We start from the raw sequence: 24,888 nt of genomic DNA, 5'->3' as shown, positions 1-24,888 counted from the left end.
ACTACAACTTGTTTATTTTTTACGGCGGCTGCTGTAACCGCGCTTTGCCAATTCTAATTTAGCAATCATACCTTTATGCACTTCATCAGGGCCATCAGCTAGACGCAGTGAACGTGCTTGCGCAAAGAAACCTGTGAGCGGTGTATCTCGAGAAACCCCAGCACCACCGTGGATTTGAATCGCCATATCGACAACTTTTTCTAAGACACTCGGCGCAACTACTTTAATTGCAGAAATCTCGGTTAATGCAGCCATATTCCCTAGAGTATCCATTTTATATGCTGCATAAAGGGTCAGTAAACGTGCCTGATCAATCGCAACACGTGCTTCTGCTACGCGTTCTAAATTGCCACCGAGTTTTAAAATTTCTTTACCAAAAGCAGTACGGCTCATACCGCGGTCAATCATCAGTTCTAGCGATTTTTCAGCAGCACCAATACAACGCATACAATGATGAATACGGCCTGGGCCTAAACGACCTTGTGCAATTTCAAAACCTTGACCTGCACCGCCAATAAAGTTTGCAACAGGAACACGCACATTTGTGAAGCTAATTTCACCATGTCCATGTGGTGCATCGTAGTCGCCAAAGACCGGAAGCATACGTTCGATTTTGACTCCATCCGTATCTACTGGAACTAAAACCATTGAATGCTGATGATGACGGTCTTTGCTTTCATCTGGTGTATGCGCCATAAAAATAATGATTTTGGCATTAGGATCACCTAAACCTGAAGACCACCACTTACGGCCATTCAATACAATTTCGTCGCCTTCAACGACAGCCGTAGCTTCCATATTGGTGGCATCACTTGAAGCAACAGCAGGTTCTGTCATACAAAATACCGAACGGATTTTGCCGTCCAGTAATGGTGTTAACCATTGCTGCTTTTGTTCTTCAGTACCATAGCGCCAAATCACTTCCATATTGCCGCTGTCTGGTGCATTGCAATTGAATACCGTAGGTGCAAGTAAGCTACGGCCTGAAAGTTCTGCGATGTGCGCATATTCTTGTACAGATAAACCTTGCCCAAGTTCAGAACAAGGTAAGAACATATTCCATAAGCCTGCAGCTTTGGCTTTATCCTTTAAAACCTCTAACTGTGCTGGCCATTGCCATTTGGTCCAATCACCACCTTGGTTCAGCTCATGAACTTCTGCCCAAAACTCAGTTTCTACAGGCTCAATTTCATCTTTAATAAATTTTTTTGTTCTTTCAATATAATCTTGTGCACGTGCAGAAAGTTCAAACATGACAACATCCTTTAAATATTATGTTCTTTACGCTTTACAACACCATAACCTGAAATCTAATATGAACAAAATGATTTAATTCAATAGATAAACATGAATAGTATTCATAAAAACACCGTCATCGATATGGGTGTTTTCCACCGTATGGATATCAATTTATATCCACTTTATATCGCAATTTATGAACAAAAAAGCATTTCAAAAGCTGCGCAAATATTGTGTATTACTCAATCTGCAGCGAGTCATGCACTTCAACGTTTAAGACAACATTTACAAGATGACTTGTTTGTACGTGCTGGGGCAAAAATGCTTCCGACCCCATTTGCCGAGCAGATTTATCCTGTAATTAAAAATGCGCTTATTGCGATTCAAAGTATTTCTATCCAAAAACAACAATTTACGCCGTCCATGGTACAGAGCTTGAAAATTGCGGTACATGATGAAATTGAACCGATCATTTTTCCCAAGTTAGTTGAACACTTTCAACAGCAACAGTTTCAGATCCAATTTTCCAGTATCAAATTAGATCGCAAAACCATTGTGGCTGACCTTGCTGCACAGCAAATCGATTTTGCTATTGACCTTGAGCAAAACTTTGGTGAAAAGATTAATTTTCAAACCTTAGTTGAAGACCAATTCGTGGTTTGTAGTCAACATCCCAAAATGGATGAACATATTTATCTTTCGGCTCCTCATATTGGGGTTTCTTCCCGACGTGCAGGTGTATTAGTTGAAGATATTTATTTAAATCGTAAAAAACACTCTAGAGAGATTTTTTTACGCTGTCAGCATTACTCTACTGCGCTACAAATTTTGGCACAGCAGCCCAAAACGATATTGACGATTCCGCAAAATATTTTGACGCATTTACAAGTTGCTCCCGAACTGAATATTTTTGATGTACCTGTAGACTTGCCGAAAATTAAATTAGGGATGTATTGGCATAATGATTTGGAATTAAATTCACGGCATGTCTTTTTGCGAAGCGAAATTTCTAAAATATTTGCTTAGGCTATTTTCCAATGAGATACCACTTTGCTTAGGCTATTTACATGGATTTAGATTGAATTTTGCGTGATGAAACTTGCTGTATATTTATAGATCAAATGCTGATTATTTAATGTATTTTTAACTGACCGCCGGTTTATTCGACAGCCATAAATCATGAGTTCTTATAAAATCTAAACTCCTGTTTTTATGCGATATGACTTCGTTCATATCATTATGTATGCTTTCAAATCTCTCCGCGAATTGGCTCATGGCTTTAGGTGCAGTACTGTGCCTGATCACAGTCTATGTTCTTTATAAAGTCACCATTTTCTTAAAGGATTTTTTCCAACCTTTTAAGAAAGGAAAATCGTACCTCTGCCGTGTATCCGATATTAGTGATGGAGATACCCTCACCTGCTATCGGATGAATCTAAGACGTTCTAAAACCAAACTTCGCTTTGCTTATGTGGATGCGCCAGAATCGACACAAGCCTACGGTAAAGAGTCTGCACGCCTGATCAAATCTATGGTTTACAAGAAATTTGTTCGCGTAAAAATTACTGATGTAGACCGTTATGGCCGCTGCGTTGGGGTCATTTATCGCTATCGTAAATGCATGAATGAAGAGATGGTAAAACGTGGGGCTGCATGGGTGTACGAAGAATACATCCGTGACCAAAAGCATTTGAACTATATGATGAATTTACAAAGCAAAGCACGTAAACAAAAGAAAGGTTTGTGGAAAGCCAGTCGTCCAATGCGCCCTAAAGAGTATCGTAAATTACATAAATAACAGACCACAGTGCAGCATGGCTAAGGAATATTTGATGACTTAGCCATGTCTAATATTTGACCTTTTTTTACTTCGCTATACAATAATGCTGCCCTTTTGGGCATAGAAAATAAATTAGATAATTAAAATTGGAATAATAATGACTGAACTTACTTCAAGCGAATTGAATCCGTTTCAACAAGATCAAAATATTCAGCCTCAAATTCAAAAAGCCGATCATCCCCTGTCTCCTGAAGGACGTTTTGGCCGCCTGTCTTATTTAGCGTGGTTATTTATCATTAGTATGATTTATACCTGCCTATTAGGCATCAGCGTCGCGCTGGGACTTTTTGCATTTTTCAATTCAGCAGAACGTAGTATTGAAGCACTTTTTAATTCATTCTTAGGAGTCAGTGCGATCGCTCTGATTGTCGTTTCCATCGTTGCAATGTTTGTCGCAATGATCTGCATTACGATTCGTCGTTTACATGATCTAAATAAAAGTGGTTGGCTCTGTTTAATTTTTCTCATCCCACTGGTCGGTACCATCTTTAGCATTTATGTGATGGCTGCAAAAGGCACCGAAGGTGAAAATAAATTTGGTATTAAGCGTCCAACGGAACAAACAGAGAAAGTTATTGGGTCATTGTATCTAATCCTGATGATTGTTTATTTATTGGTCATGATCCCATTGATGTTCAATATGCAAAGTATGATGAACAATTTAGAACAAGCGCAATTACAAGAACAAGCAATGATGTCTGAAGGTGAACCTGAAGAATTAACAGATGAACAACTTGCGGCTTATTTAGAGCAAGCTGAATCAGAAGGTGAAGAACTTGCTTATGCAGATGGTGAAAGTGTAGAAATTTCAGAAAATGCAGACAGTTCAGCAGAAGATGCTGCAGAAGCTTCTGTAGAATAAACTCGCATTATTAAGGTATCAATTCAACGATATGCATTGAACGATAAGCTTTAAATGAAATGTTATACAAGAAAACCTGTGTGCGCGCAGGTTTTTTTATACCTGTTTTTTATGCTTTGAGTTGTTCACTTGAATTGAAAATAAATTAGGCGTACAGTTGCGATAATTTAGTTACCCTAGTTAACTATCATGAATACCTCATTAGGTTTCCGCTCTTCACTTCTGCGCTGTGCGCGTCTCATAAGTGATGAAATCAACACGATTTTATTGCCCTATCAATTGAACTATTCGCTTTGGCAAGTCATGTTTGTCATCCGTGAAAAAACCGCTTGTACATCTATTGAAATGGCTGAATATTTAAACGTATCCAAGCCATCCATCACTAAGCGTGTCAAAATTCTTGCGCAGATGGATATTTTGAGTCATGTACAAACTAACGATAAACGTCAAAAGAAAATGATGCTCAGCGAGACTGGACGTGAGTTATTTCAGCAATGTGCAAAAGACATAGATGCCTTTGAGCAGCGCCTGATCGCGCCAGTAGCAAGCCAAGATATCCAACACTCCATTCAAATTTTACACCGTGTCATGCAAGAACTTGAACAAAACACTATAGGTGATGATCATGCAAGATAACGCACCACTTTGGACTCGAAATTTTATTTTAGTCAGCGCCATTAACTTCCAATTGGTTTTAACCTTTTATCTCTTGGTTGTGGTGATCGTGGGCTATGCGGTGGCTGAATTGGGTGCGACTACAGCCCAAGCAGGTTTAGTTTCAGGCTTGTTCATTGTCGGCACATTGGTCGGGCGTTTATTGGTGGGTAAGTTCCTAGAACGTTTTGGTCGTAAAACAACACTGATCGTTGGTTTAATTGGCTTTTTAGTCTTTTCTGGTTTTTACTTCATTCAGTTTGGCGTCGGCATGTTGCTTTTCATACGCTTTATGCATGGCTTTATGATGGGTATGGCATCAACAGTGCTGGGTACCTTAATTGCTCAAATCTTACCGGCTACACGTCGCGGTGAAGGCATTGGCTACTACAGCATGAGTAGTACTTTAGGTACAGCTATTGGGCCATTTCTTGCCATTTGGATGATGTTACACATTGGTTATCACGCGATTTTTATCGTTTCTACGATTATCGCATTGAGCTGCCTATTGGTTGCCTTGCTGATTCAAGTGCCCGATTTACCCAAAATCAATAAATCCCTCGATACTGTTGAAGCTGTCAAAAAACCGAGTTGGATTGCTCAATTTGTAGAACCTAAAGCATTACCGATATCGTTCATCATGCTTTTCGCTTCAATCTGCTATTCAGGCGTATTGTCTTTCATTAACTTCTATGCCAAAGAAATCGATTTGGTTGAAACAGCCTCGTTTTTCTTTTTGATATATGCCATTGCGATTTTAATTTCTCGCCCATTTACAGGCCCGTTGATGGACCGTAAAGGTGAAAATGTAGTGATCTACCCTGCTTTTGTGATTATGGGCGTGGCATTGGTATTACTCAGCATCACTCAGAGTTCATGGATGCTTTTACTTTGTGCAGGCCTACTTGGACTCGGTTATGGCAATATTCAGTCGGTCTGCCAAACAGTTGCCGTGAAAAGTGCACCGCTTGAACGTATGGGCTTTGCCACTTCGACTTTCTTTATCTTTTTAGATGCCGGTTTAGGCTTTGGGCCATACTTTATCGGTAAATTGCTCGACCATATTGGTTACTCACAATTGTATTTGTATAGCGCATTTGCTGCCTTTGCATGTATTGGTACCTACTACATTTTACATGGTCGTTATGCCGTTCGAACCGCTTAAACTGTATTTAAACATCAAATCGTCGGCTGAAACGTCGACGATATTCTAAGGGGCTCAGCCCCGTTTTTTTTTTGAAATAACCGTCGAAATGAGCTTGGGTCACTATAGCCGACCTCTCGCATAATCAGATCTAATGCGTGTCCCGTTTCTTCTAAACGCTTTCGTGCAGCTTCTATCCGTATTGATTGTAAGTATTGATTGGGAGGAATATCCAAAGCCGTTTTAAAATGTCGAATCAATGTCCTCGTTGTCACATTAAACTGCGCCGCAAGTTCATCTAAGACTATATTTTCATGATAATGCTGTTCCAACCAATCTTGAACTTTTTGCACTAAACCATCCTGATGCGGTTTAGATATTTTCAATAATGAATAGGACAACTGACTATCACGACGATAATCCAATACAAATGATTTTGCCGTGTGGATTGCCGTTTCAAAACCATAAAAACGTTCGATTAGGTGCAGTCCCAAATCAAACCATGCTAAGCCCCCGCCTGCACAGTAAATATTTTGGTCATGGCTAATGAGCTGATCTGCATTCAGTCTTACCAAAGGATAGCGTTCACGAAACATTTGCTGAAAGCCCCAATGCGTCGTTGCCTGCTTACCATCTAAAAGCCCTGCTTCTGCCAGAAAAAAATTACCCGTACAATTTCCTGCGATCAGTCCGCTTTGTAATTGACGAGTTTTTAATAACTCGATTAGTGCTGAATTTTGCGCTAAAACATCTAAAATCGCCGCGCCTATCGTTGGAACAATGATGATATCTGCATCTGTTATTTTAGAAAATGCTAAATCTGCATAAAGCTTGATGCCATTAATACATTGCACAGCTTGACCATGTTGTGAGGCAATTTTAACCTGAAATAGCCTCTGCACATTCTGTTTTTGGATCCGGTTCCAACTGACACCCGCCATTGCAAATAGATCAACAACCCCAGTAATCGCGGAAGCCAAAGCACCATCAAATGCTAAAATTATGATTTTCTTCATTTAAAGTTCAAATTATCAAAATGTCATTTTTGACTTATTAAGTGTCATTATTGACAATTCTATATCTAAAAATCAACTGCTAGGCTTAAGGCATAAAATTCGACCCGATTAGAGATTGAGCAATGGCGCAGTTAATCAATGACAAAGATTTAAATTTTTTGCTATTTGACGTGTTTAAAGCGCAAGACTTAACGCATTACCCACGTTTTGCTGAGCATGATGCTGAAACCTTCAAAAGCATCCTAGAAACTGCACAAGGTATTGCTCAAGACTTTTTTGCACCCCATAACGCAACAGCCGATCAAAACGAACCTACGTTTGATGGTCAACAGGTTAAAACCATTGCTGAAGTCAAAACGGCATGGAAGCAATTTGCAGATGCCGGCTTGCTTTGTGCACAGCATGATTATGATGCAGGCGGTATGCAACTTCCGACTTTGATCAACATGGCTGCAAATGCTTATTTCATGTCAGCAAATCCTTCATCAGTGGCTTATTCATTTCTAACCGCTGCGGCTGCAAATGTGATTCAAGCTTTCGGTACGACTGAACAAAAAGATAGGTTTGTACCGCATATGTTCAGTGGTCGCTTTGCAGGAACGATGGCCATGACTGAACCTGATGTGGGTTCATCTTTAGGTGATTTGACCACAAAAGCTATACCGCAAGCCGATGGTACCTACCTCATCAAAGGCCAAAAGATGTTTATTTCAGGGGGTGACCAAGACATCACTGAAAATATCGTCCATTTGGTCCTTGCTCGCATCCAAGATGCACCTCAGGGCGTAAAAGGTATATCTCTGTTTATTGTTCCGAAGTTTAAAACCCTGAGCGATGGTTCACTTGCAGGCGCCAATGACGTTCAACTGGCTGGCTTATTACATAAAATGGGCTACAGAGGTACAACATCGACAGTACTGAGCTTTGGTGAAAAAGACCAATGTACAGGCTATCTGATTGGTGAAGCAGGTGCTGGTCTTAAATATATGTTTAAGATGATGAATGAAGCACGAGTCGGTGTCGGCTTAGGTGCAGCCATGATTGGATACCGTGGCTATTTAGAGTCACTCGAATATGCCAAAAACCGTCCACAAGGTCGCTTAGTATCAGATAAAAATCCTGCCTCAAAACCTGTCAATATTATTCAACATACAGATGTTAAACGGATGCTTTTGGCACAAAAATCCTATGTGGAAGGCGCACTCGCATTATGCCTATTTGCTGCACGATTAATTGATGAACATCAAGCCGCTAACAATGAAGACAGCGCGTTGTTATTAGATTTGATTATCCCTGTCGTCAAATCATTCCCTTCCGCCTATGGACCAAAAGCCAATGATTTAGCCATTCAAGTTTTAGGTGGCGCTGGCTATACCCGCGAATATCCACTTGAACAATGCTATCGCGACAACCGCTTAAATCCGATCCATGAAGGTACATTTGGTATTCAATCTTTGGATTTGTTGGGTCGTAAGCTTTGGCAGCACAACAGCAGAGGTTTGATGCTGTTATTACAACGTATGCAAAATACGATTGATCAAGCTCAACATCCAAAAACGGAAGCGCTTGCAGCGATTTTTTCAGGGCATTTAAACACGGTGAAGAAAACCACACAAAGTTTGGGACAAGTCCTCGCACAAGGTCGTGTCGATCAGGTACTGGGTAATTCTGCCTTGTATCTAGACATGATGGGCAAAGTCATCATTTCATGGCTATGGCTTGAAATGGCTAATCAAGCTCTTGTGAAATTTGAACATTCAGATTTAGCTGAAGATCAACAATTCTTAGCCGGTAAATTACAAGCCGCGCAATATTTTATCCGCTGGGAATTACCTGAAATAGAGCACCAAGCCAAGTTATTGCTAGAACTTGATGATACTTGCCTCAACATGCAAGAAAGTTGGTTCTAGTCACCCGTTTAGCTCAGTCCTCAATGGGCTAATCTGGACAAGGTTTTCACGGATGAAAATCTTGTCCAACCCTATCTATTTCAATATAACTGCAATAAAAAAGGAACATAGTTTCGTTCCTTTTTTATCAAGATAGTGTGCTATACGCCGCAATTATTGGAAGACTTTAAAACGAGCGGCATCATCCATATAGCCTTTTTCTTTCGCTTCACCTTCCACTGAACCAAAAACCAATTGAGCACGAAGTTTCCAATGCGCAGGAATGTCCCATTCAGCATGTACTTGTTCATCCACAATTGGGTTGTAATGCTGTAGTGATGCGCCTAAACCTTCGGTGTGTAACGCAGTCCAAGTCGCAAATTGGGCAATGGCAGTTGAATGTTCTGCCCAAATTGGAAAGTTTTCTGCATAAGAAGGAAACTGTGCTTGTAGAGCACTGACCACATCTAAATCTTCAAAGAACAGAACCGTACCCAATCCTGCTGCAAAACTTGCCATTTTATCCGTGGTCTTCGCAGCACTTTCTTCATCTTTTGCATAAGATTTTAATTTGTCAGCGACTAAGCCCCAAAATTTTTCGCTTTCACCATTAAATAAAATAACAGCACGAGAAGATTGTGAATTAAATGAAGACGGGCTTTGTTTAATCGCTGTTTGGATCAAATCAGTTAAATATTCTGTGCTTTGGCTTACATTGTCCCCAATAGCATAAATAGTGCGACGTTTGCTTATCAGGTCAATAAACTGATTTGACATATAAAATGATCCTTTAGAATATAATGTGCAGATGAGTCAGAAACATTTGGAATGATAAGTATCGCGACTTTCCAAATGTTGGAATGCTTCTCTTGCTTGATGGGTCACTATGAAACAGTCACTTGTCGAAGTAAATCTGAAGTTCTGCTGTACATATAAAAAATCCTCCTAAGCGGAGGAATTTCGACTAAAACCTTATGAAGTTTAGAATTTTGCTTCTAGCACATTCGCTGACACTTTGTTTTTCCAAAGCTCACGTAAAGTCGGTAGATAGAATTTTTCACCTAGCTCAACCAACTCTGCATCAATCAAACCATGAACTTCGTGCATGAATAGATAATCCATTTCAACAGTTTGTAATTTTGACTGTGCTTTTTTATATTCTTTGCGCTTTTGCTGTGCTTTTTTTACCAAGTTATCTGCATAAGCACGGTCTTTATATTGGGCAATAGCATTCAAACGTAGTTCGATTACGCCCCAACCACTGAGTAGCAATTTAAATTTTTCAAAATCTGTCGTTGTCGATTCCCAGCTCATTTCTTCTAGATTTTCATTTTCAGGCAAAACTGGTAGCAAAAGCTCCATAACACTTGGGAAAATCTTTTTAAAATTCAAAACAAATTTAACAGGATGCTCGCCCGGATAGTCTTTAAATTGAACGTTCTTTTGGACATCTGTCAAATAGATGGTGAGCATTGGGGGAAATCCTTAAATAAAACACTGTCTTGCAAATATTTATTCAAACAAATGTCAAATAGCAACGAAAACAGAAAAAGAAAGGCATTTTAACAAGTGTGCCAATGAATTCAAAGCCCAATCCAATGAATTGCTCGCTTCATCATCAGGCCTTTCTTCATTTTGTTCGTTCCCCTATTTTTAATAAATCGTCTGGTTTCTATACATACATTTCAAGATGAATATGAATCCAAAGAATCTGTGTTAGGCAATAACTAGTTGAAAAATAATTCAATCATATATCCAATAAAAAGAGAGGCTGAGTATGAGTCAGCCTCTCAAATTATTTTCAAACACTCTAATTGAATGATCTTAAAACTATTTATTTGGTATTGGGTGAAACCATTTGCTCAGGACGAACCACTTCATCAAATTGCTCTGCAGTGACTAAACCGAGTTCTACCGCAACTTGTTTTAGAGTTTTACCTTCTTTATATGCAGTTTTAGCAACTTTTGCAGCATTTTCATAACCAATTACAGGATTGAGTGCCGTAACTAACATTAATGAATCATGTAAGAAATGGTCGATTTTTTCACGGTTTGGCTCAATGCCTACTGCACAGTGGTCATTAAAGCTATTACATGCATCTCCAAGGAGTTGAATAGATTGCAATAAGTTAAAGGCAATAACAGGCATAAACACGTTTAATTCAAAGTTACCCGATGCCCCAGCAACATTAATGGTTGTGTCATTTCCAAGTACTTGAGCAACCACCATCGTCATGGCTTCACTTTGAGTTGGATTGACCTTACCTGGCATGATGCTTGAGCCTGGTTCATTTTCTGGAATGCGTAGCTCACCAAAACCACAGCGTGGGCCACTGGCTAACCAGCGCACGTCATTGGCGATTTTATTTAAACTTACAGCAAGTGTTTTTAAAGCCCCCGATGCAAATACAGCAGCATCACGTCCTGCAAGTGCTTCAAATTTATTGGGTGCAGTTACAAATGGCAAACCCGTTTGCTTCGCAAGTTCTGCTGCTGCTTTTACAGCATATTCAGGATGTGCGTTGAGACCTGTACCCACCGCTGTTCCGCCTAGTGGTAATTCATACAGCCCTTCTAAAGCTTGATTTAAACGCTTCAAACCATGATCGAGCTGTGAAACATAGCCACTAAACTCTTGGCCTAATGTTAAAGGCGTTGCGTCCTGTAAATGTGTACGGCCAATTTTAACAATATCTTTAAATTCTTTAGATTTCGCTTCTAAAGTATTACGCAGTTTCGTTACAGCAGGAATTAAAAGCTCATTGATTTGTAGGCTTGCAGCCACATGAATTGCGGTTGGGAATGAATCGTTGGTCGATTGAGCACGATTGACATGATCATTGGGATGGACAGGTTTTTGTGAGCCCAACGGATTACCCAGTTTTTGATTGGCAATATTGGCAATTACCTCATTACAGTTCATGTTACTTTGCGTACCTGAACCAGTTTGCCAAACTACCAGTGGAAATTGTGCATCCCATTGACCTGAGATCACTTCTTCGGCTGCATTGACGATATAACCAGAAAGTTCTTTAGGGATTTGACCCAATGCTGCGTTGGTGATCGCTGCTGATTTTTTAACGAGACCCATTGCACGAATCATTGGACGCGGTAAACGTTCACCACCAATTTTAAAGTTTTGCAAACTACGCTGTGTTTGTGCACCCCACATCGCATCGCTAGGTACTTCAACATCGCCCATTGTGTCATGTTCAATACGTGTTTGCATAAATGACCTCATATCCTTATCTATAAACTTGAACGTCTGTGCAGAATCAAATTCTGCTGATAAATACAGTTTAGGTAACTTGCTTAAGTTTGTAAATAATAACCATTATCAATTACAAGTGTTTTATATGATAACCTTTATCGTGATTTTATAAGGAAAATCATACTCAATGATGATTTTTTTCCAATACAAGACGAGTTAATTACCTCTTAATGTTTGTTGATAGAAACGCCATTCATCTTCTAGCATTTTCTTTAAATCTTGTTCAGGCTGCCAATCAAAAGTACTTTTCGCTTTCTGTGTACTTGCCCCAAGCTGGTCATATTCATGGCTTGGATAAAAAGTAGATTCGACAGTCTTAATCTCGGCCTTAGTTACTTCTGAAAGCGTATCTAATAGTTGCTGTATCGAAACCAACTCACCTGAAATATTAAAAGCCTCACAGGCGAATTGCTGCTGCGACAACCATTGCAAACATTGCCACACCGCCTTACAACAGTCGAGTACATGCAAGAAACTCCGTTCCACAGTACCATCTCCAGTTTTAGCTTGTTTGCGAAGTTCGATAAAATCTCGTTGTAAAGCCCCGACTTGCATCGCAAGCGGCACGATATTTTTTGGCAATGGCGCTACAAACTCACCTAAAACTGCATGCTCGAAAGCACCTGCGACGTTTCCTAAACGTAAAATCGCAATTTTCCACTCATTATCAGTACGTGCCGTATCCCGTATAATTTCTTCCACCATTTGTTGAGATTTCACATAGGGATTTGGATAGGTAAAATTGATTTCTGTGTCTTCTGTTAATTCTGCCGACGACTGACCATATACCGCTAAACTTGATAAATGGATCAGTGTTCGTACACCAGTTCGCTGCATGGCACGCAGCAAACTCATGATACAACTGACATTATCATTATAATATTCAAGTGGTTTAAGGACGGATTCTTCCAATGACTTAAAGCCTGCCGTATGAATGACAGCATCGACGTTATATTGTTCAAATACTTTATTGAGTGCGGGAGTATTGCGAATATCGAGTTTGACAAAAGGCACATACATACCTGAAATAAATTCTAGTCGTTCAAGTGTTTGTAAATTCGCATTGGATAAATTATCCACAATAATGACTTCTTGACCTTGAGCCATTAAACTCAAGGCTATATGTGAGCCTATAAAGCCTAAACCACCAGTCACTAAAATCATTGTTTAGATACTCCTTATAGTTATCAAGCTTTTACAAATCTTTGGCATCATCTCGGTGTCGTCACCAACTTATCTACAGATCTAAATTTTGAAACTTCGCCTCAGCATTTTTCATGAGCCGAACAATCTGCAAGAGCATTCTTGTTTTATCTTACTGCTTTAGAATTTTGACTGTGTTGCAGTTATGGATATTAACTGTATTTGATTTACGACAAATGACCTAGCTAGCGATCCATTTAGAAGACATCACAAGTTTTCGTGGCATTTGAGTTGAAGTCTTTTTGAAGAAGATATTTAATAATAGTTACATTGCGAAGCATGTTAGACAGCAACAAAATATTAGAAATGATCTTAATCGAATGAGCAAATTGAATTGAGCAGTCTGACTATTTTTGAGGTCGAGAAGCAGGATGTTGGCAATGTAACTATAGCAGCAGCAAAAGTTTGAAATCGCAAATATCTAGCAAACTTAATTTAGCGGATATAGCCTTTTTAATCATGGCTGAGAATAGGAACTCGTAAACTTTTAAAATCATGCTCACCAAATAAGACCCATATTTTCGCCATAAAGACAGTCCAACAAAATTCAGCAAAACCGCAATGATCAGCGCTCCCTCCATATCCATTGGATAATGCACACCTAAATAGACTCTCGACCACGCCACAAGAAAAGCGAAAGCTAGAAATACATAGCCGACAGCTTTTTGCTTTGAAAAAATATAAGAAAATGCAATCGTACTAAAAAACAGCATGTGATCACTCGGGAATGATCCATTCGGTGAATGTTCTATAATCGTGCGTCCAACATCCAAGACAAAGGGCCTAGGATAGTAAAAGAAACTTGAAATCACTTGGCTGATTAGAAATGCGACAATTGTAAAAACAGTGGCTTTAACGATTTGTTTTTTGGTGTCAAAACTGACTTTAAACCAAGCCAAAAACATCAAAAGAATCACGATATAAAATAGATCATTGGCTATAAATATGGCAAAAGAAATGGTGAAATCTAAAGCATTGTCCGAAGCATTGATTGAATTAAATAAACTTAAGTTAAATTTCTCTATATTCATGAGATGGTTTAAAAAATGAAAAGATCATAGCTCTCTGTAAAATCAAAAATTGCGTTTTATTCATATAAAGATTTTTCAGTATGTAACCGCACAGTTTATTTATGAAAAACTGACGGCTTGAGGCTGAATCCAAATTAAATCCAATGTTATACCAATCGTTCTATTTGAAGAAAAATTTGCAATGGCAGTGCTGCCTAAATAAGCAAAACTTTGCAAATGTTCAGATCATTGAGTAAATCATTGTATACTAGCTTTTTCTTCTGAACTCAGAACAAACTGTCGATCTAGACCGTTTATTCATTTAGTGAATTTCGATGAGTACTCTATTACTAATTACCTCCTCACCCACTTCGATATTGGCTTGGCATGCTTTGGGTCTTGCCCAAGCGCTGAAGCAGAAAGGCGAAAACTTTCGGGTTTTTTTCTATCAAGATGGTGTAAATGTGGCAAATGCCCTGCAATGGGTGCCAGATGATCAACGCAAACTCAGTAGTGAATGGCAAAAACTCAGCATTCGCTTACCTGTTTGTGTAAGTGCAGCGCTCGCACGTGGGATCACAGATCAGGAAAATGCACAGCGTCACAATATTCAGCAACATAATCTAGCTGAGCAATTTGAACTTGTGGGCCTAGGCGAACTTGCCGATGCCGTCCAAGCTGCTGACCGTTTATTGCAATTCTAAGTATTTTGATTGCCGCGCATTTGTAGCATTGAAAAGGAAAATTACGTGAAATCTGTACTGGTTGTTTTAACCCATGCAAATCTTGCAAGCTTACAAGTACATGAAAGTCTTTCTGCGACCATGGTGCTTGCAACCTTCGGTTGTGACGTTAAAGTGTTGCTTAAAGATGCTGCCCTAAGCTTACTTCAAGCAGAACAAGAGTTTAGTCAGTTCAAGCATGCATTTAAACTCGCATCCAACATGGTTGATAGCTTTGAATTTTATGATCTCACCCCGATTTATATTGAACAAAAAAATTCACAGCATCCATTTGTGATCAACAGTGAACAAGAGCTTGAGTTTGTTCAATTTAATACCGAATTAATTCAACAATTTGATCATGTGTTGTATTGGTAAAAGAGGAATGATGATGTCAAATTCTACGCTGTATTTAGTCCAAGCCAGCTATGCCAATACCCTACAGCACATCCAGCAGTTAGCCAGTTTAATCAACCCTGAAGATGTGATCATCTTGATGGGTGAAGCAGTCTTACATATTGCAGATGAACAAATTCAGCAATTTGGCACATGTTATGTACTTGAAAATGATGCTGAGATTTTAGGTAAAACTATGAATTATAGTCATATGAAAGTGATTAACTATGCTGCTTTTGCTGATCTATGCCTTAGATTTAAAAGATGTATTTCACTCAAATAATTTGTGTAAAAGCGATCCATTTCTACAATCTTCTCTTTTGGAATGAATATGAATCTTGAATTAGACCAAGATGGCCATTTGGTGGATTACACTATTTGGAATGAAGCTGTTGCCCAAGAACTGGCTAAAAGTTTAGAGCTTGAGTTAAGCCCTTGGCATTTTGAAGTTTTACAAGCTGTGCGACAGTTTTATCAACAGTTTGGTCACTCACCGGCAACTCGCCCACTCATTAAATTTTTAATGAAAACGGTAAGCGCTGATATTAATAATGCGGTGTTACAAGACAAATTTAACACGGGTTTGGTCGCTCGGCATTTAAGTCGTTTAGCGGGAATCCCTAAGCCTGCAAATTGTTTGTAATTTTAAAGCAATCTAAATACTGCTTAGGCTATTTTGGCTAAATAGATGCAAATCAGCATCTTGAAGAAAGCCATAAAACAGCTTAGGCAGGTTTTAATTGGTTGAGAGCGATGTAATAGGCTTGGGTAAATATCGGTTTGACCTGTTTGGCTTGGATCGGTTCAGCACAACATGAGCACACCAAAACCGGTTTAAATTTTTGCCCACATGCCTGATGCACATATTCAACAGGTGATCCTAAGCCCTGATCCATATATTGATCAGCCCAATGGGTCATAGCTAGAAGGATGGGATACAAATCTAAGCCTTTTTGAGTCAGCCGATATTCAAACCGTTCCTGACGCTCGACATAAGCAACTTTGGTTAAAATACCCTCTTCAACCAAACGCTTTAATCGGTCAGATAACACATGACGCGTCACACCGAGATTTTGTTGAAAGTCATCAAAACGTCGAATGCCCATAAATGCATTACGGATAATCAACATGGTCCAACGATCCCCTAGCACTGAAAGTGCACGAGCGATTGAACACGGTTGTTGACCAATATCATCCCATTTCATTTTATGAACCATCAAAAATAACGACCAACACCCAATTTAATTCATGCCTGTTGATTTTGCAAAATCCTTTTCAATAATCTTTGATGTACAAATCATAAATCCACCATCGTTTCAACGCATTCATTTTATCTGCTTGATCTGTAAATGAACTAAAAATGTATTTTGTCTTTATTGTCCTCAATTATTTCTAGCCATGCACGCGTTGCGGGACTCATGGCAACAGTGGTATTCCAGGCCATACTGAGTTTCCAGTCTAGGTTTGGATTTTCTAATTCAGCCATATGGTATTTTGCCGCATCAAGTTGTTCACAATAAATTTTAGGCAGGAGTGCAATGCCGACATTTGAATCTACCATTTTGGCGATGAAGTCCCACTGGCTACTTTTACACACTACATTTGGCTCAAATCCGACGTAATTTGCCGCCTGTATAATGATGTCATTGAGTGTAAAGGTATCGTCATACAATAAAAAAGATTCTTCTTTTAATTCAATCAACGAAACGGTTTTTCGCTTACGCCACTGTGAGTTTTTTTTAGATAATAAACATAAAGGTGACTCCATCACTGGAATACCACTTAACACCGGTTTCAAGTGACCCAAAATGATCCCGACATCGACCTGTTTTTTTAAAATGGCATTTTCAATACCTGTTGCCCCTACCTCAAAAAAGCTCAATTCAATATTCGGGTATTTTTTATGAAACAGCGCGATTAACTGACTAAACATCACCGATGCCAATGGCGGTAAACCTAGAGTCAATTTACCTTGTTTTAAGGCACGAACTTGGGTGACTGTATCAAGCATCCGTTGTTGTTCATTCAATATCACTAAAGCATGCTGATAAATCTGCTCTCCCATATAGGTGAGCTGCGCTTCCCTTTTACGCCCTGCTTCACCTTTATGAAATAAAGGCACGCCGATCTCATCTTCTAACTGACGAATTAATTTACTAATGGTCGGCTGAGTGACAAAAAGCGCTTCTGCTGCATGACTAAAACTCTGTTTTTGTACGATGGTCACAAAGACTTTTAGGCTTTTAATGTCCATTATTATTCCATTCAAGCATAATTAATAATTAATTATTCATAATTATACAGGTTATGCACTTTTAAAATAGCGTCATCTCCTATTCTGCTGTTGTCTCATGGATACGTTTCCACAATCTACTTCCAAATTTACCCAGTTTCTTAAAACTTTAGCGCAGATAAGTTTATTGATATTGATCTGGTGGATCGGCTCTTGCATTCAATCATGGTTTAACTTGCCGATCTCTGCTGGCGTAATTGGTTTATTACTGCTATTAGCCGCATTATTGAGTGGTTTATTTAAAATGCAATGGGTCAAACAAGGCTCAGATTTTATTTTGGCTGAACTGGTTTTATTCTTTATCCCCTGTGTGGTTGGGTTAATTAAATATCAAGATTTATTACTCAGCTCTGGCTGGCAGTTAATTTTAGCCGTGGTACTGGGTACCGTCTGTGTCATGGTGTTTACAGCATTTACGGTTTATTGCGGCTTTAAACTCGAGGCAAAAATTAAAGCGAAACACCAAACTGCGACAGATCATGATGTCAACACAGCAGGAAAAACCTTATGAACGATTTTGGGTTGAACAGCATCTCTGTATTGTTTTTCGTCCTGACCCTTGTCGGTTATATTTTGGCGAAAAAGCTACATCGTAAGTTACCGTATCTGGTTCTTTCCCCTGCACTATTCGTCCCGTTTGTGCTGATTATACTCATGCTTTGCTTTCATATTTCATATGACACCTATATGCAAGAAAGCCAATGGATTGTATGGATGCTCGGCCCTGCCACTGTGGCTTTTGCTATTCCCATCTATGAATATCGACAAATTATCCGTCAGCATGCGCTGAGCATTAGTTTAGGCATCGTGATTGGCATGTTAGCTGGGATTATTAGTGCTTTTTATTTGGCACAGTTATTTCAGTTTGACCAAGAAACGTCTTATAGCTTAATGGCACGTTCCATTTCTACGCCCTTTGCCATGGAACTTACCTCGAATATTGGAGGTTCAGTAGAATTGGTGATTCTATTTACCATGATTACTGGGATTGCCGGCGTGGCTATGGCTGACCTAGTTTTGGCTGGGCTTAAATTGCATTCACGCTTTGCACAAGGTGCGGCTCTTGGCAATGCCGCACATGGATTTGGTACAAGTAAAGCATTATCACGCCATAAAGAAGAAGGTGTAGCAGCCTGCTTGAGCATGGTACTTGCTGGAGTATTTATGGTCTTGCTTGGGCCATCACTTATTCATTTGGTTATTTATCTGTTGGGATAAAATAAAAAGCCCAGTGCAATAGCTGGGCTTTTTTTTAAATCAGGAGTTAAGTCATTTCACTGTAAAAACTAAGCAATTACATAATGTAGTGCTACGACAAACGCTAAGAGACTCGACACTTCTGTGATTTCAATCGCGGCACCAATTGTATCTCCTGTCACACCACCTATACGCTGAATAAATTTCCATCGTAAATACAATAAAGTACAAATAAATGTAAGAATACTGACCACTCCAGTCCAGCTAAAATACAAACATGCACTTAGGCAGAGTATAAAGACTAGGTATGCCGACTTTCGTGGAATAGTTTCTGCTATCGATGAGCCTAAGCCTTTTTCGCGAACATACTGAGTTGTTAAAAACAAAAATAAAGGGGCTAAACGTCCCAAGACTGGAAATACAATTAATGCCAAATACATTTGCTGTTGTAGCAAAACATAAAGTGCCGACCATTTGAGTAAGCAAATCACGACGAGGCTCAAAACACCGATCGGCCCACATGCAGGGTCTTTCATGATGTTAAGTGTACGCTCGGCATCACCAAAGCCACCGACCCATGCATCTGCCGTATCGGCTAAACCATCTAGATGTAATCCACCTGTGAGCCAAATCCAGACTACAAGCAAAATACTAGTGAGTAAGACGATCGGCAGACTATGCAATGTAAAAGCAAGCAAGGCAAGAATGCAACCGATCAACAATCCCACCGCTGGATAAAACAATAAAGACTGTCCATTTTGCTGTTTCGATGGCATCGCTTTAAGTTGAATCGGAAAAGTCGTGAGAAACTGTAGAGCAATCCAAAAAGGTGTCATTCACTTTGCTCCAAAAGACGAATATTTGCACGATTTTGCACAATGAATGAATTTAATTGTCCCAATTCAGCAGTCATTTTTAATAAATCATCTAAATGACTTTGCTGTGCCATACATTTTAATAATTTAATCACACCACCATGGGAAACCAATAAAACGCGTTGCCAATGATGCTGTTGAGCCTGCAAGACTAGCTCATCTAGACCGCTTAAGATCCTTTGTTGAAATTGCTGAAGACTTTCTGCATTCGGTGGCGTAAATGTGCTGGGACTTTGCCAAAACTGTGCGAGTAACTCTGGAGTGTTTTCATAGATATGCTTGGTTAATACCGCTTCCCAGTCGCCAAAATGCATTTCTTGAAACTTCGCATTTTCAAACATTGGACGTTTAAGTTGTTGAGACAAATCTAAAGCAAATAAACGGCAGCGCTGTAAGTCAGAAGTAATGATGACATCCCAGCTCGCTAAACCGTGTGTATGAATGACGTTCAATACATCATCTATGGTCTGCTGCATCTGCTGCCAACCTTTTTGCGTCAAAGCATCATCTGTAGAGCCACGTAAGGTATGGCTCAGCTCAGTCTCACCATGACGCAATATATCTAAACGGAAATGTTCCATTTAAACTTTTTCACCAATCACAGCAGCTTGTGCAAAAGTCGCCATGTTGTTATGTAAACGACATGCCAAACGAATTAAACCCAATGCCGCACCGGCACCGCTGCCTTCACCTAAACGTAAATTCAACTTTAAGAGTGGTTCAGCTTCAAGGGCTTGAAGTAAACGCTGGTGCCCATATTCAGCCGATTGATGACCAAAAAGCATCCATTCACGTACAGCAGGATTTAAACGAACAGCGACCAAGGCAGAAACCGTACTAATAAATCCATCCACGACCATTGCCAAACCCAATTGCGCACAGCGAATGTATGCTCCAACCATTGCGGCAATTTCCAAACCACCTACAGCACATAGAGCTTTAAAGACATCTTGGCCAACATAGTCCTGATGTAAAGCCAAGGCCTTATCAATCACTTGTTTCTTATGTGCCAATTGTTCAGCACGAATACCTGTACCAACACCTGTCAATTTTTCGGCCGGCTCATTAAATAAAAAACATGCAACAGCAGAAGCCGAACAGGTATTACCAATGCCCATTTCCCCTGCGACATAAATAGACGCACCTGCAGCGATAGCATCTTCAACACTTTTACGACCAAGATTCATCGCTTCAATACATTGTGATTCGGTCATCGCAACAGTTTTAGCAAAATTTGCTGTACCCGCTGCAATACAGTAACGCTCTACCCCTGCATATTCATAAGCGTCACCTACCGAACCACAGTCAATCACTTGTAGTTTGGCTTGATACTCACGTGCAATGACACTAATACATGCACCACCGGTCGTGAAGTTTTGTAGCATTTGGCGTGTGACAACTTGTGGGTAGGCCGAAATATTTTCTTCCATCACGCCATGATCACCTGCAAAGATGGTGATCCATGGGAAATCGATATTGGGCTGATCTGTGTTTTGTAATGATGCAAGTTGCACCGCTACATTTTCAAGTTCTGAAAGCGAGCCCGTAGGTTTAGTTAGCTGTAACTGGTGATTTACCGCCTGTTGCTTAGCTTCGATACTCGGATTTTGACAGGGTTCTTGCCACCAGTTCATGCTTTATCTCCTTTTAAGATTATTGGAAAACCTGCAACACAAAACACCACATGGTCAGCAATTTGACCAATTTGTTGATGTAAGCGCCCAGATTCATCGACGAATTTTCGACTGATTTGTCCCATGGGTACAACGCCCAGTCCAGTTTCGTTACTGACTAAAATAATGTCTGATTTTAATGTCGGTAACACCGCAAGTAATTTTTGGCATTGATGCTGTTGAAAGTCTGCTTGTTCATGCAGCAATAAATTACTCATCCAGAGCGTTAAACAATCGATAAGAATGGTTTGATGAGCTTGGTCTAATTCAACTAAGCGATCGGCTAAATACAAAGGCTCTTCAATCAGCCCCCAATGTTCAGGTCGGTCGGCTTGATGATGCTGAATTCGCTCCTGCATTTCCTCATCATAGGCTTGTGCTGTAGCCACATAGATGACGGCTTGAGCACTTTCTTTGGCTTTTTGTTCTGCAAGTCGGCTCTTACCTGAACGTGCCCCACCCAAAATGAAATGAATCATGACTGTGCCATCTCTATATTTTGTATAAAATGATGTTGATAATAAGGACTCAACGCCCCTTGTAGTACTTGAGCCTGATAATGACCAAAAGTCAGCTGCTCACTTTCAAAATCAAAGCTGTGCTGTTCAATTCGTTGGATTCTTTCAAAAATATCATCGCTATACCATGCCTGTTTATACAAGCCCAATGTGATATGCGGACAATATTCGATTGGTGCAATTTCATTCGAACTTAAATTCAAAGCTTGACGTAGATGCTCTAACTTACGCTCTAAATCCACAATTTCAATAAACAACGCGCTTTGAAAGCTATTGATCTGACCTGTACGTAACCGAATATTAGATAGCGATAACTGTCGAAGTTGTTGTTGGTGCAGTGCCAATTCATCTGCTGAGAAATTATCATTCCATCGTTGTTCAGAATCATCGATTAATTGGGCTTTATTTAACTCTTCAATAAAGCCACAAATAAACACGGTAATATGAAATTGGCGCGTATTTGGCGTGTATAAAAGATCTGAAAACTGCGCTCGAAGTGCTGAGAGATACGCCAATAATTCAGGATCCTGTATTTCTATATACCACAAAGCATAGTGCTGACGACCTTGATGCCAATCGGGATAATCCTGATTGAGCGTCGGTACGACTTGCATTGAGGGTTTTAAAAACACAGATAAATCACTTTAAATTTAATCCGCTTTATTAAAGCATGAATCAAAACAGACTTTGCCCAATTTTGATTTAGTAATATTCATTTAAAGCTGAAATTCATTCATCTAAAGCTTCTTTGTAAGAAAAAAATGCCGAGTCATACTCAGCATTTTGATTCAATATACATTGCGCACAGATAAGCATTATATTTTAGGCAAATTTCACAGTATCTTTCTGATTTTGCGTTACAGCATGGTTTTTCCAAGATGTGAACTGCTCTGTGGACTGATCAGAAAAATGCTGCAACTGTATCATTACATTGGCCTCAATCTGTTCAATACGTTCCAGTTGTTCAAGCTCGTTTGTCTTTTTCAGTTCTGAAAATTGCAACTGGATAAAGTTGATAACCTGATCCATCGAACATTGATTTACACTCACGGCATACATCAAACCATAGACAATCCCTTGCTGTAGGTGCTTTGTCTCCAGTCCATATTTCACATTGGTCGCCAACGAGCCCAACACTCGTTCATTAATTGCAAGTTTACGTAAAGGATCTCGTGCCACACGCGCACATGGGTCTTTATACGCATGTTCACAAGAGTTTATAAAGCTTTCTGCCAGTCGTGTTAAATCAAAAGCACGATTTGGTAAGCGCAGTGCTAAACCAGCCTGCACCTCGTCAATGAGTTCATGCATAAATTGATCAACACGATGATCTGCAAGTGCCACACCTATGGTTTGATGATTGAACAGTGCAGATTGCCAAGCCAACATGGCATGTACGCCATTCCATAAGCGATTTTTGATTAGCTGAATATCTTCAATATGATCGACCAAAATCATTTGACGCATTTTTTCTAACAAAGGACTGTTATTTTCTACATAGATCGGCATGTCAGATTCTGCGTTAAATAAAATTAAATCCATGCTTTGCAATATATGACTTGGGTGGAAATTTCGGCGCATATCCTCAACATATAAAGTGGCTTGACGTTCCTGATCAGGATTTAATTTCGTCGCATCTTCTAAGTCTAATTGAGCATTCACTTCAACTTCATCTAATTGAAATTGTTTGAAGATATTATATTTTATACGGAGCTGACGATATAAGTTTTGGTCACTTAACTTAGATACCATGCGGTTGACCACGGTATCGCAAAAATAGTGTTGTTGCATGATTTTCTCTGCAACAACCGCTCCAGCAAGCTCAGTTAAAGCCTGTTTTAAATGTGACATTAATAATTGTTTTGCTCCGACTTTGTTCAAAATGATCAGCATCGTTAGAGGTTCGATGGCTTTCTCATCATGTGCAATATGTCGTGCATACAGGCCTTGTGCAATGGTTTTGGCCTCTTCTGCAATCGCTTTTTCAGGCAAACAGATGGCAACCAAACTTGACTCTGTGTACATCTCTTGCATCTGCTGAATATTTTCAGCATCAATGACTGCCATGTTTTCAATGCGTTCGTCATAAGACAATTGACCATAGCGAATACAATAGGTACCAAATGCATTGACCGCAGAGCGATATAAAGGGTTACGTGTCGAAGCATAGATTTTTTTCGGGCGAGTATAACCATCCCAATGCGACAAAATTTGTGCTAAATAACCACCACCAATCGCCCCAAAACCATGAATACCAACAGTGAGCTGATTAAGGGTTTGTGGAAAAGCCTCTTGCACATGCGGCATCTCTAAATGCGCAGTGAACGGGTCAAGTTCCGTCAAACAGTCATACATACATTCATAATAATATTTGGCTTTGGACAGCATGTTTTGATTGGGCGATTTAATATCTTTAAACAGTACGGTAATACCGCCAGCGTCAAAGGCCGAAGTCACACCATTTTCCGAGTCTTCAAACATCAAACAATCAGCAGGATTTAAATTCAGCTTTGCGGCAGCACGCATAAATATTTCAGGATGTGGCTTACCATTTTCAACTTCATCGCCACAGACTAAGACATCAAAGAACTTATACACATTGGCATTGATGAGATATTCTTCTGCGATTGCACGGCGACTCGATGTTGCCACGGCCATCCTCAGTCCTGACTTGCGTAAGCGTTCTAATACTTGAACCAAGCCTTTTTTGATCGGTACACCAAACTGACGAACATGCTCCAGTTCTAATTCATCTGCCCGTTTGCGAATATCTGCGTATGGAATGTTTTCATCATATTCGGCTTGGGCCAATCGATGCGCGCTTTGTGCACTTAGCCCCAAACAATTCATCAGATATGATTCGGAAAACTCAACACCGGTCAATTCAAGAGATGCCTGTTTCAATGTTTGAAACCGTAAACGTTCAGTATCAAACATTGTTCCATCCATATCAAAAATGGCGCCCAGAACCAAATCATTATTAAATTTAAGCATTTAACCTCCGTTATTTTTTATGTGAAAAGAATAACGGAGAAAACTATTGATTCAGTACTTTGAGAATTAATGAAACAATTGTGATTATTTTT

Annotated in this window: 26 protein-coding genes and 1 pseudogene; 12 read left to right on the top strand and 15 right to left on the bottom strand. The window is 39.6% G+C overall.

Annotation, left to right across the window (positions count from 1 at the left end):
* Positions 1-12: 12 nt before the first annotated feature.
* Positions 13-1,254, bottom strand: a complete 1,242-nt coding sequence (locus tag FTU34_RS11360) for an acyl-CoA dehydrogenase family protein (RefSeq protein WP_180035742.1) — start codon at positions 1,252-1,254, stop codon at positions 13-15.
* Between the two features lie 93 nt (positions 1,255-1,347).
* Between FTU34_RS11360 and FTU34_RS11355 the strand changes: the two genes are divergently transcribed.
* The 5 genes from FTU34_RS11355 to FTU34_RS11335 all read left to right on the top strand — a co-directional run bounded on the left by FTU34_RS11355 (position 1,348) and on the right by FTU34_RS11335 (position 5,760).
* Positions 1,348-2,265 (top strand): LysR family transcriptional regulator, encoded by a 918-nt coding sequence (locus tag FTU34_RS11355; RefSeq protein WP_180035741.1) that lies wholly within the window; start codon positions 1,348-1,350, stop codon positions 2,263-2,265.
* A 217-nt stretch (positions 2,266-2,482) separates the two neighbouring features.
* Positions 2,483-3,037 (top strand): thermonuclease family protein, encoded by a 555-nt coding sequence (locus FTU34_RS11350; RefSeq protein ID WP_078190973.1) that lies wholly within the window; start codon positions 2,483-2,485, stop codon positions 3,035-3,037.
* 139 nt (positions 3,038-3,176) lie between these two features.
* The gene (locus FTU34_RS11345) at positions 3,177-3,941 is read left to right on the top strand and encodes a DUF805 domain-containing protein (RefSeq protein ID WP_180035740.1); all 765 of its coding nucleotides are present in this window, start codon (positions 3,177-3,179) and stop codon (positions 3,939-3,941) included.
* 189 nt (positions 3,942-4,130) lie between these two features.
* A complete protein-coding gene (locus FTU34_RS11340; protein ID WP_180035739.1) occupies positions 4,131-4,577 on the top strand; it encodes a MarR family winged helix-turn-helix transcriptional regulator in 447 nt (148 codons plus the stop codon).
* Positions 4,561-5,760, top strand: coding sequence for an MFS transporter (locus tag FTU34_RS11335; RefSeq protein ID WP_373686497.1), 1,200 nt, complete (start codon positions 4,561-4,563; stop codon positions 5,758-5,760). Before FTU34_RS11340 ends, FTU34_RS11335 begins: the two co-directional genes overlap by 17 nt.
* Positions 5,761-5,767: 7 nt before the next feature.
* On the opposite strand, the pseudogene FTU34_RS11330 reads toward FTU34_RS11335, so the two are convergent.
* A pseudogene (locus tag FTU34_RS11330) lies at positions 5,768-6,755 on the bottom strand (GlxA family transcriptional regulator).
* A 122-nt stretch (positions 6,756-6,877) separates the two neighbouring features.
* Between FTU34_RS11330 and FTU34_RS11325 the strand changes: the two are divergent.
* On the top strand, positions 6,878-8,665 hold the full coding sequence (locus FTU34_RS11325) for an acyl-CoA dehydrogenase (protein ID WP_180035737.1): 1,788 nt from the start codon (positions 6,878-6,880) through the stop codon (positions 8,663-8,665).
* A 153-nt stretch (positions 8,666-8,818) separates the two neighbouring features.
* On the opposite strand, the gene FTU34_RS11320 is transcribed toward FTU34_RS11325, so the two are convergent.
* The 5 genes from FTU34_RS11320 to FTU34_RS11300 all read right to left on the bottom strand — a co-directional run bounded on the left by FTU34_RS11320 (position 8,819) and on the right by FTU34_RS11300 (position 14,149).
* On the bottom strand, positions 8,819-9,421 hold the full coding sequence (locus tag FTU34_RS11320) for a nitroreductase family protein (protein WP_180035736.1): 603 nt from the start codon (positions 9,419-9,421) through the stop codon (positions 8,819-8,821).
* Positions 9,422-9,625: 204 nt separating this feature from the next.
* Positions 9,626-10,117 carry a hypothetical protein gene (locus FTU34_RS11315; RefSeq protein WP_180035735.1) on the bottom strand — a complete coding sequence of 164 codons (492 nt, stop codon included), beginning with the start codon at positions 10,115-10,117 and terminating at the stop codon, positions 9,626-9,628.
* Between the two features lie 361 nt (positions 10,118-10,478).
* Entirely contained in the window at positions 10,479-11,873 is a 1,395-nt protein-coding gene (gene fumC / locus FTU34_RS11310; protein ID WP_180035734.1) for a class II fumarate hydratase, read from the bottom strand.
* A gap of 198 nt (positions 11,874-12,071) precedes the next feature.
* Positions 12,072-13,079 carry an SDR family NAD(P)-dependent oxidoreductase gene (locus FTU34_RS11305; RefSeq protein WP_180035733.1) on the bottom strand — a complete coding sequence of 336 codons (1,008 nt, stop codon included), beginning with the start codon at positions 13,077-13,079 and terminating at the stop codon, positions 12,072-12,074.
* Between the two features lie 425 nt (positions 13,080-13,504).
* On the bottom strand, positions 13,505-14,149 hold the full coding sequence (locus FTU34_RS11300; RefSeq protein WP_180035732.1) for a phosphatase PAP2 family protein: 645 nt from the start codon (positions 14,147-14,149) through the stop codon (positions 13,505-13,507).
* 314 nt (positions 14,150-14,463) lie between these two features.
* Here FTU34_RS11300 and tusD point away from each other — a divergent pair, with 314 nt between their 5' ends.
* The 4 genes from tusD to FTU34_RS11280 are packed head-to-tail and all read left to right on the top strand — an operon-like array spanning position 14,464 to position 15,889.
* On the top strand, positions 14,464-14,832 hold the full coding sequence (tusD, locus tag FTU34_RS11295; RefSeq protein WP_180035731.1) for a sulfurtransferase complex subunit TusD: 369 nt from the start codon (positions 14,464-14,466) through the stop codon (positions 14,830-14,832).
* A 45-nt stretch (positions 14,833-14,877) separates the two neighbouring features.
* Positions 14,878-15,228, top strand: a complete 351-nt coding sequence (locus tag FTU34_RS11290; RefSeq protein ID WP_180035730.1) for a hypothetical protein — start codon at positions 14,878-14,880, stop codon at positions 15,226-15,228.
* Between the two features lie 13 nt (positions 15,229-15,241).
* On the top strand, positions 15,242-15,529 hold the full coding sequence (locus tag FTU34_RS11285; RefSeq protein WP_180035729.1) for a DsrH/TusB family sulfur metabolism protein: 288 nt from the start codon (positions 15,242-15,244) through the stop codon (positions 15,527-15,529).
* Positions 15,530-15,577: 48 nt separating this feature from the next.
* Complete coding sequence (locus tag FTU34_RS11280; protein WP_111884335.1) at positions 15,578-15,889, top strand: TusE/DsrC/DsvC family sulfur relay protein; 312 nt, start codon at positions 15,578-15,580, stop codon at positions 15,887-15,889.
* Between the two features lie 82 nt (positions 15,890-15,971).
* Here FTU34_RS11280 and FTU34_RS11275 read toward each other — a convergent pair whose 3' ends face one another.
* Together FTU34_RS11275 and FTU34_RS11270 are read right to left on the bottom strand one after the other, a co-directional pair.
* Entirely contained in the window at positions 15,972-16,451 is a 480-nt protein-coding gene (locus tag FTU34_RS11275; RefSeq protein WP_078191046.1) for a helix-turn-helix domain-containing protein, read from the bottom strand.
* A gap of 149 nt (positions 16,452-16,600) precedes the next feature.
* On the bottom strand, positions 16,601-17,500 hold the full coding sequence (locus FTU34_RS11270; RefSeq protein ID WP_078193835.1) for a LysR family transcriptional regulator: 900 nt from the start codon (positions 17,498-17,500) through the stop codon (positions 16,601-16,603).
* 97 nt (positions 17,501-17,597) lie between these two features.
* On the opposite strand from FTU34_RS11270, the gene FTU34_RS11265 reads away from it, so the two are divergent.
* A complete protein-coding gene (locus FTU34_RS11265) occupies positions 17,598-18,050 on the top strand; it encodes a CidA/LrgA family protein (protein ID WP_180035728.1) in 453 nt (150 codons plus the stop codon).
* Complete coding sequence (locus FTU34_RS11260) at positions 18,047-18,757, top strand: LrgB family protein (RefSeq protein ID WP_180035727.1); 711 nt, start codon at positions 18,047-18,049, stop codon at positions 18,755-18,757. The genes FTU34_RS11265 and FTU34_RS11260 overlap by 4 nt, the downstream gene beginning before the upstream one ends.
* Positions 18,758-18,825: 68 nt before the next feature.
* Here the strand turns inward: FTU34_RS11260 and FTU34_RS11255 are convergent, their stop codons facing one another.
* The 6 genes from FTU34_RS11255 to mtlD all read right to left on the bottom strand — a co-directional run bounded on the left by FTU34_RS11255 (position 18,826) and on the right by mtlD (position 24,796).
* Positions 18,826-19,572: an adenosylcobinamide-GDP ribazoletransferase gene (locus FTU34_RS11255; RefSeq protein WP_180035726.1), complete on the bottom strand. Its 747-nt coding sequence runs from the start codon at positions 19,570-19,572 to the stop codon at positions 18,826-18,828.
* Positions 19,569-20,192 (bottom strand): histidine phosphatase family protein, encoded by a 624-nt coding sequence (locus tag FTU34_RS11250; RefSeq protein ID WP_180035725.1) that lies wholly within the window; start codon positions 20,190-20,192, stop codon positions 19,569-19,571. Before FTU34_RS11250 ends, FTU34_RS11255 begins: the two co-directional genes overlap by 4 nt.
* Entirely contained in the window at positions 20,193-21,245 is a 1,053-nt protein-coding gene (gene cobT, locus FTU34_RS11245; RefSeq protein ID WP_180035724.1) for a nicotinate-nucleotide--dimethylbenzimidazole phosphoribosyltransferase, read from the bottom strand.
* Positions 21,242-21,763 carry a bifunctional adenosylcobinamide kinase/adenosylcobinamide-phosphate guanylyltransferase gene (cobU, locus tag FTU34_RS11240; protein ID WP_180035723.1) on the bottom strand — a complete coding sequence of 174 codons (522 nt, stop codon included), beginning with the start codon at positions 21,761-21,763 and terminating at the stop codon, positions 21,242-21,244. The genes cobT and cobU overlap by 4 nt, the downstream gene beginning before the upstream one ends.
* Entirely contained in the window at positions 21,760-22,434 is a 675-nt protein-coding gene (locus tag FTU34_RS11235) for a 2'-5' RNA ligase family protein (protein WP_180035722.1), read from the bottom strand. Before FTU34_RS11235 ends, cobU begins: the two co-directional genes overlap by 4 nt.
* Before the next feature lie 190 nt (positions 22,435-22,624).
* Positions 22,625-24,796 carry a bifunctional mannitol-1-phosphate dehydrogenase/phosphatase gene (gene mtlD / locus FTU34_RS11230; protein ID WP_180035721.1) on the bottom strand — a complete coding sequence of 724 codons (2,172 nt, stop codon included), beginning with the start codon at positions 24,794-24,796 and terminating at the stop codon, positions 22,625-22,627.
* Between the last annotated feature and the right edge of the window lie 92 nt (positions 24,797-24,888).

It is taken from the genome of Acinetobacter sp. YH12094 (assembly GCF_013419295.1).
GTDB classification, from domain to species: Bacteria; Pseudomonadota; Gammaproteobacteria; order Pseudomonadales; family Moraxellaceae; genus Acinetobacter; species Acinetobacter amyesii.
The sequence above is the reverse complement of the archived record's forward strand: the minus strand, read 5'-3'. Positions and strand labels throughout refer to the sequence as shown.

Excerpts from the sequence above, each read along its gene's own strand:
- FTU34_RS11275 (WP_078191046.1), bottom strand. The coding sequence starts at position 16,451 with ATGAAATGGGATGATATTGGTCAACAACCGTGTTCAATCGCTCGTGCA.
- FTU34_RS11320 (WP_180035736.1), bottom strand. The coding sequence starts at position 9,421 with ATGTCAAATCAGTTTATTGACCTGATAAGCAAACGTCGCACTATTTAT.
- FTU34_RS11280 (WP_111884335.1), top strand. The coding sequence starts at position 15,578 with ATGAATCTTGAATTAGACCAAGATGGCCATTTGGTGGATTACACTATT.
- FTU34_RS11270 (WP_078193835.1), bottom strand. The coding sequence starts at position 17,500 with ATGGACATTAAAAGCCTAAAAGTCTTTGTGACCATCGTACAAAAACAG.
- mtlD (WP_180035721.1), bottom strand. The coding sequence starts at position 24,796 with ATGCTTAAATTTAATAATGATTTGGTTCTGGGCGCCATTTTTGATATG.
- cobU (WP_180035723.1), bottom strand. The coding sequence starts at position 21,763 with ATGATTCATTTCATTTTGGGTGGGGCACGTTCAGGTAAGAGCCGACTT.
- FTU34_RS11265 (WP_180035728.1), top strand. The coding sequence starts at position 17,598 with ATGGATACGTTTCCACAATCTACTTCCAAATTTACCCAGTTTCTTAAA.
- FTU34_RS11315 (WP_180035735.1), bottom strand. The coding sequence starts at position 10,117 with ATGCTCACCATCTATTTGACAGATGTCCAAAAGAACGTTCAATTTAAA.
- cobT (WP_180035724.1), bottom strand. The coding sequence starts at position 21,245 with ATGAACTGGTGGCAAGAACCCTGTCAAAATCCGAGTATCGAAGCTAAG.
- FTU34_RS11255 (WP_180035726.1), bottom strand. The coding sequence starts at position 19,572 with ATGACACCTTTTTGGATTGCTCTACAGTTTCTCACGACTTTTCCGATT.
- tusD (WP_180035731.1), top strand. The coding sequence starts at position 14,464 with ATGAGTACTCTATTACTAATTACCTCCTCACCCACTTCGATATTGGCT.
- FTU34_RS11250 (WP_180035725.1), bottom strand. The coding sequence starts at position 20,192 with ATGGAACATTTCCGTTTAGATATATTGCGTCATGGTGAGACTGAGCTG.
- fumC (WP_180035734.1), bottom strand. The coding sequence starts at position 11,873 with ATGCAAACACGTATTGAACATGACACAATGGGCGATGTTGAAGTACCT.
- FTU34_RS11350 (WP_078190973.1), top strand. The coding sequence starts at position 2,483 with ATGCTTTCAAATCTCTCCGCGAATTGGCTCATGGCTTTAGGTGCAGTA.
- FTU34_RS11325 (WP_180035737.1), top strand. The coding sequence starts at position 6,878 with ATGGCGCAGTTAATCAATGACAAAGATTTAAATTTTTTGCTATTTGAC.
- FTU34_RS11285 (WP_180035729.1), top strand. The coding sequence starts at position 15,242 with ATGTCAAATTCTACGCTGTATTTAGTCCAAGCCAGCTATGCCAATACC.
- FTU34_RS11260 (WP_180035727.1), top strand. The coding sequence starts at position 18,047 with ATGAACGATTTTGGGTTGAACAGCATCTCTGTATTGTTTTTCGTCCTG.
- FTU34_RS11305 (WP_180035733.1), bottom strand. The coding sequence starts at position 13,079 with ATGATTTTAGTGACTGGTGGTTTAGGCTTTATAGGCTCACATATAGCC.
- FTU34_RS11335 (WP_373686497.1), top strand. The coding sequence starts at position 4,561 with ATGATCATGCAAGATAACGCACCACTTTGGACTCGAAATTTTATTTTA.
- FTU34_RS11340 (WP_180035739.1), top strand. The coding sequence starts at position 4,131 with ATGAATACCTCATTAGGTTTCCGCTCTTCACTTCTGCGCTGTGCGCGT.
- FTU34_RS11300 (WP_180035732.1), bottom strand. The coding sequence starts at position 14,149 with ATGAATATAGAGAAATTTAACTTAAGTTTATTTAATTCAATCAATGCT.
- FTU34_RS11360 (WP_180035742.1), bottom strand. The coding sequence starts at position 1,254 with ATGTTTGAACTTTCTGCACGTGCACAAGATTATATTGAAAGAACAAAA.
- FTU34_RS11345 (WP_180035740.1), top strand. The coding sequence starts at position 3,177 with ATGACTGAACTTACTTCAAGCGAATTGAATCCGTTTCAACAAGATCAA.
- FTU34_RS11355 (WP_180035741.1), top strand. The coding sequence starts at position 1,348 with ATGAATAGTATTCATAAAAACACCGTCATCGATATGGGTGTTTTCCAC.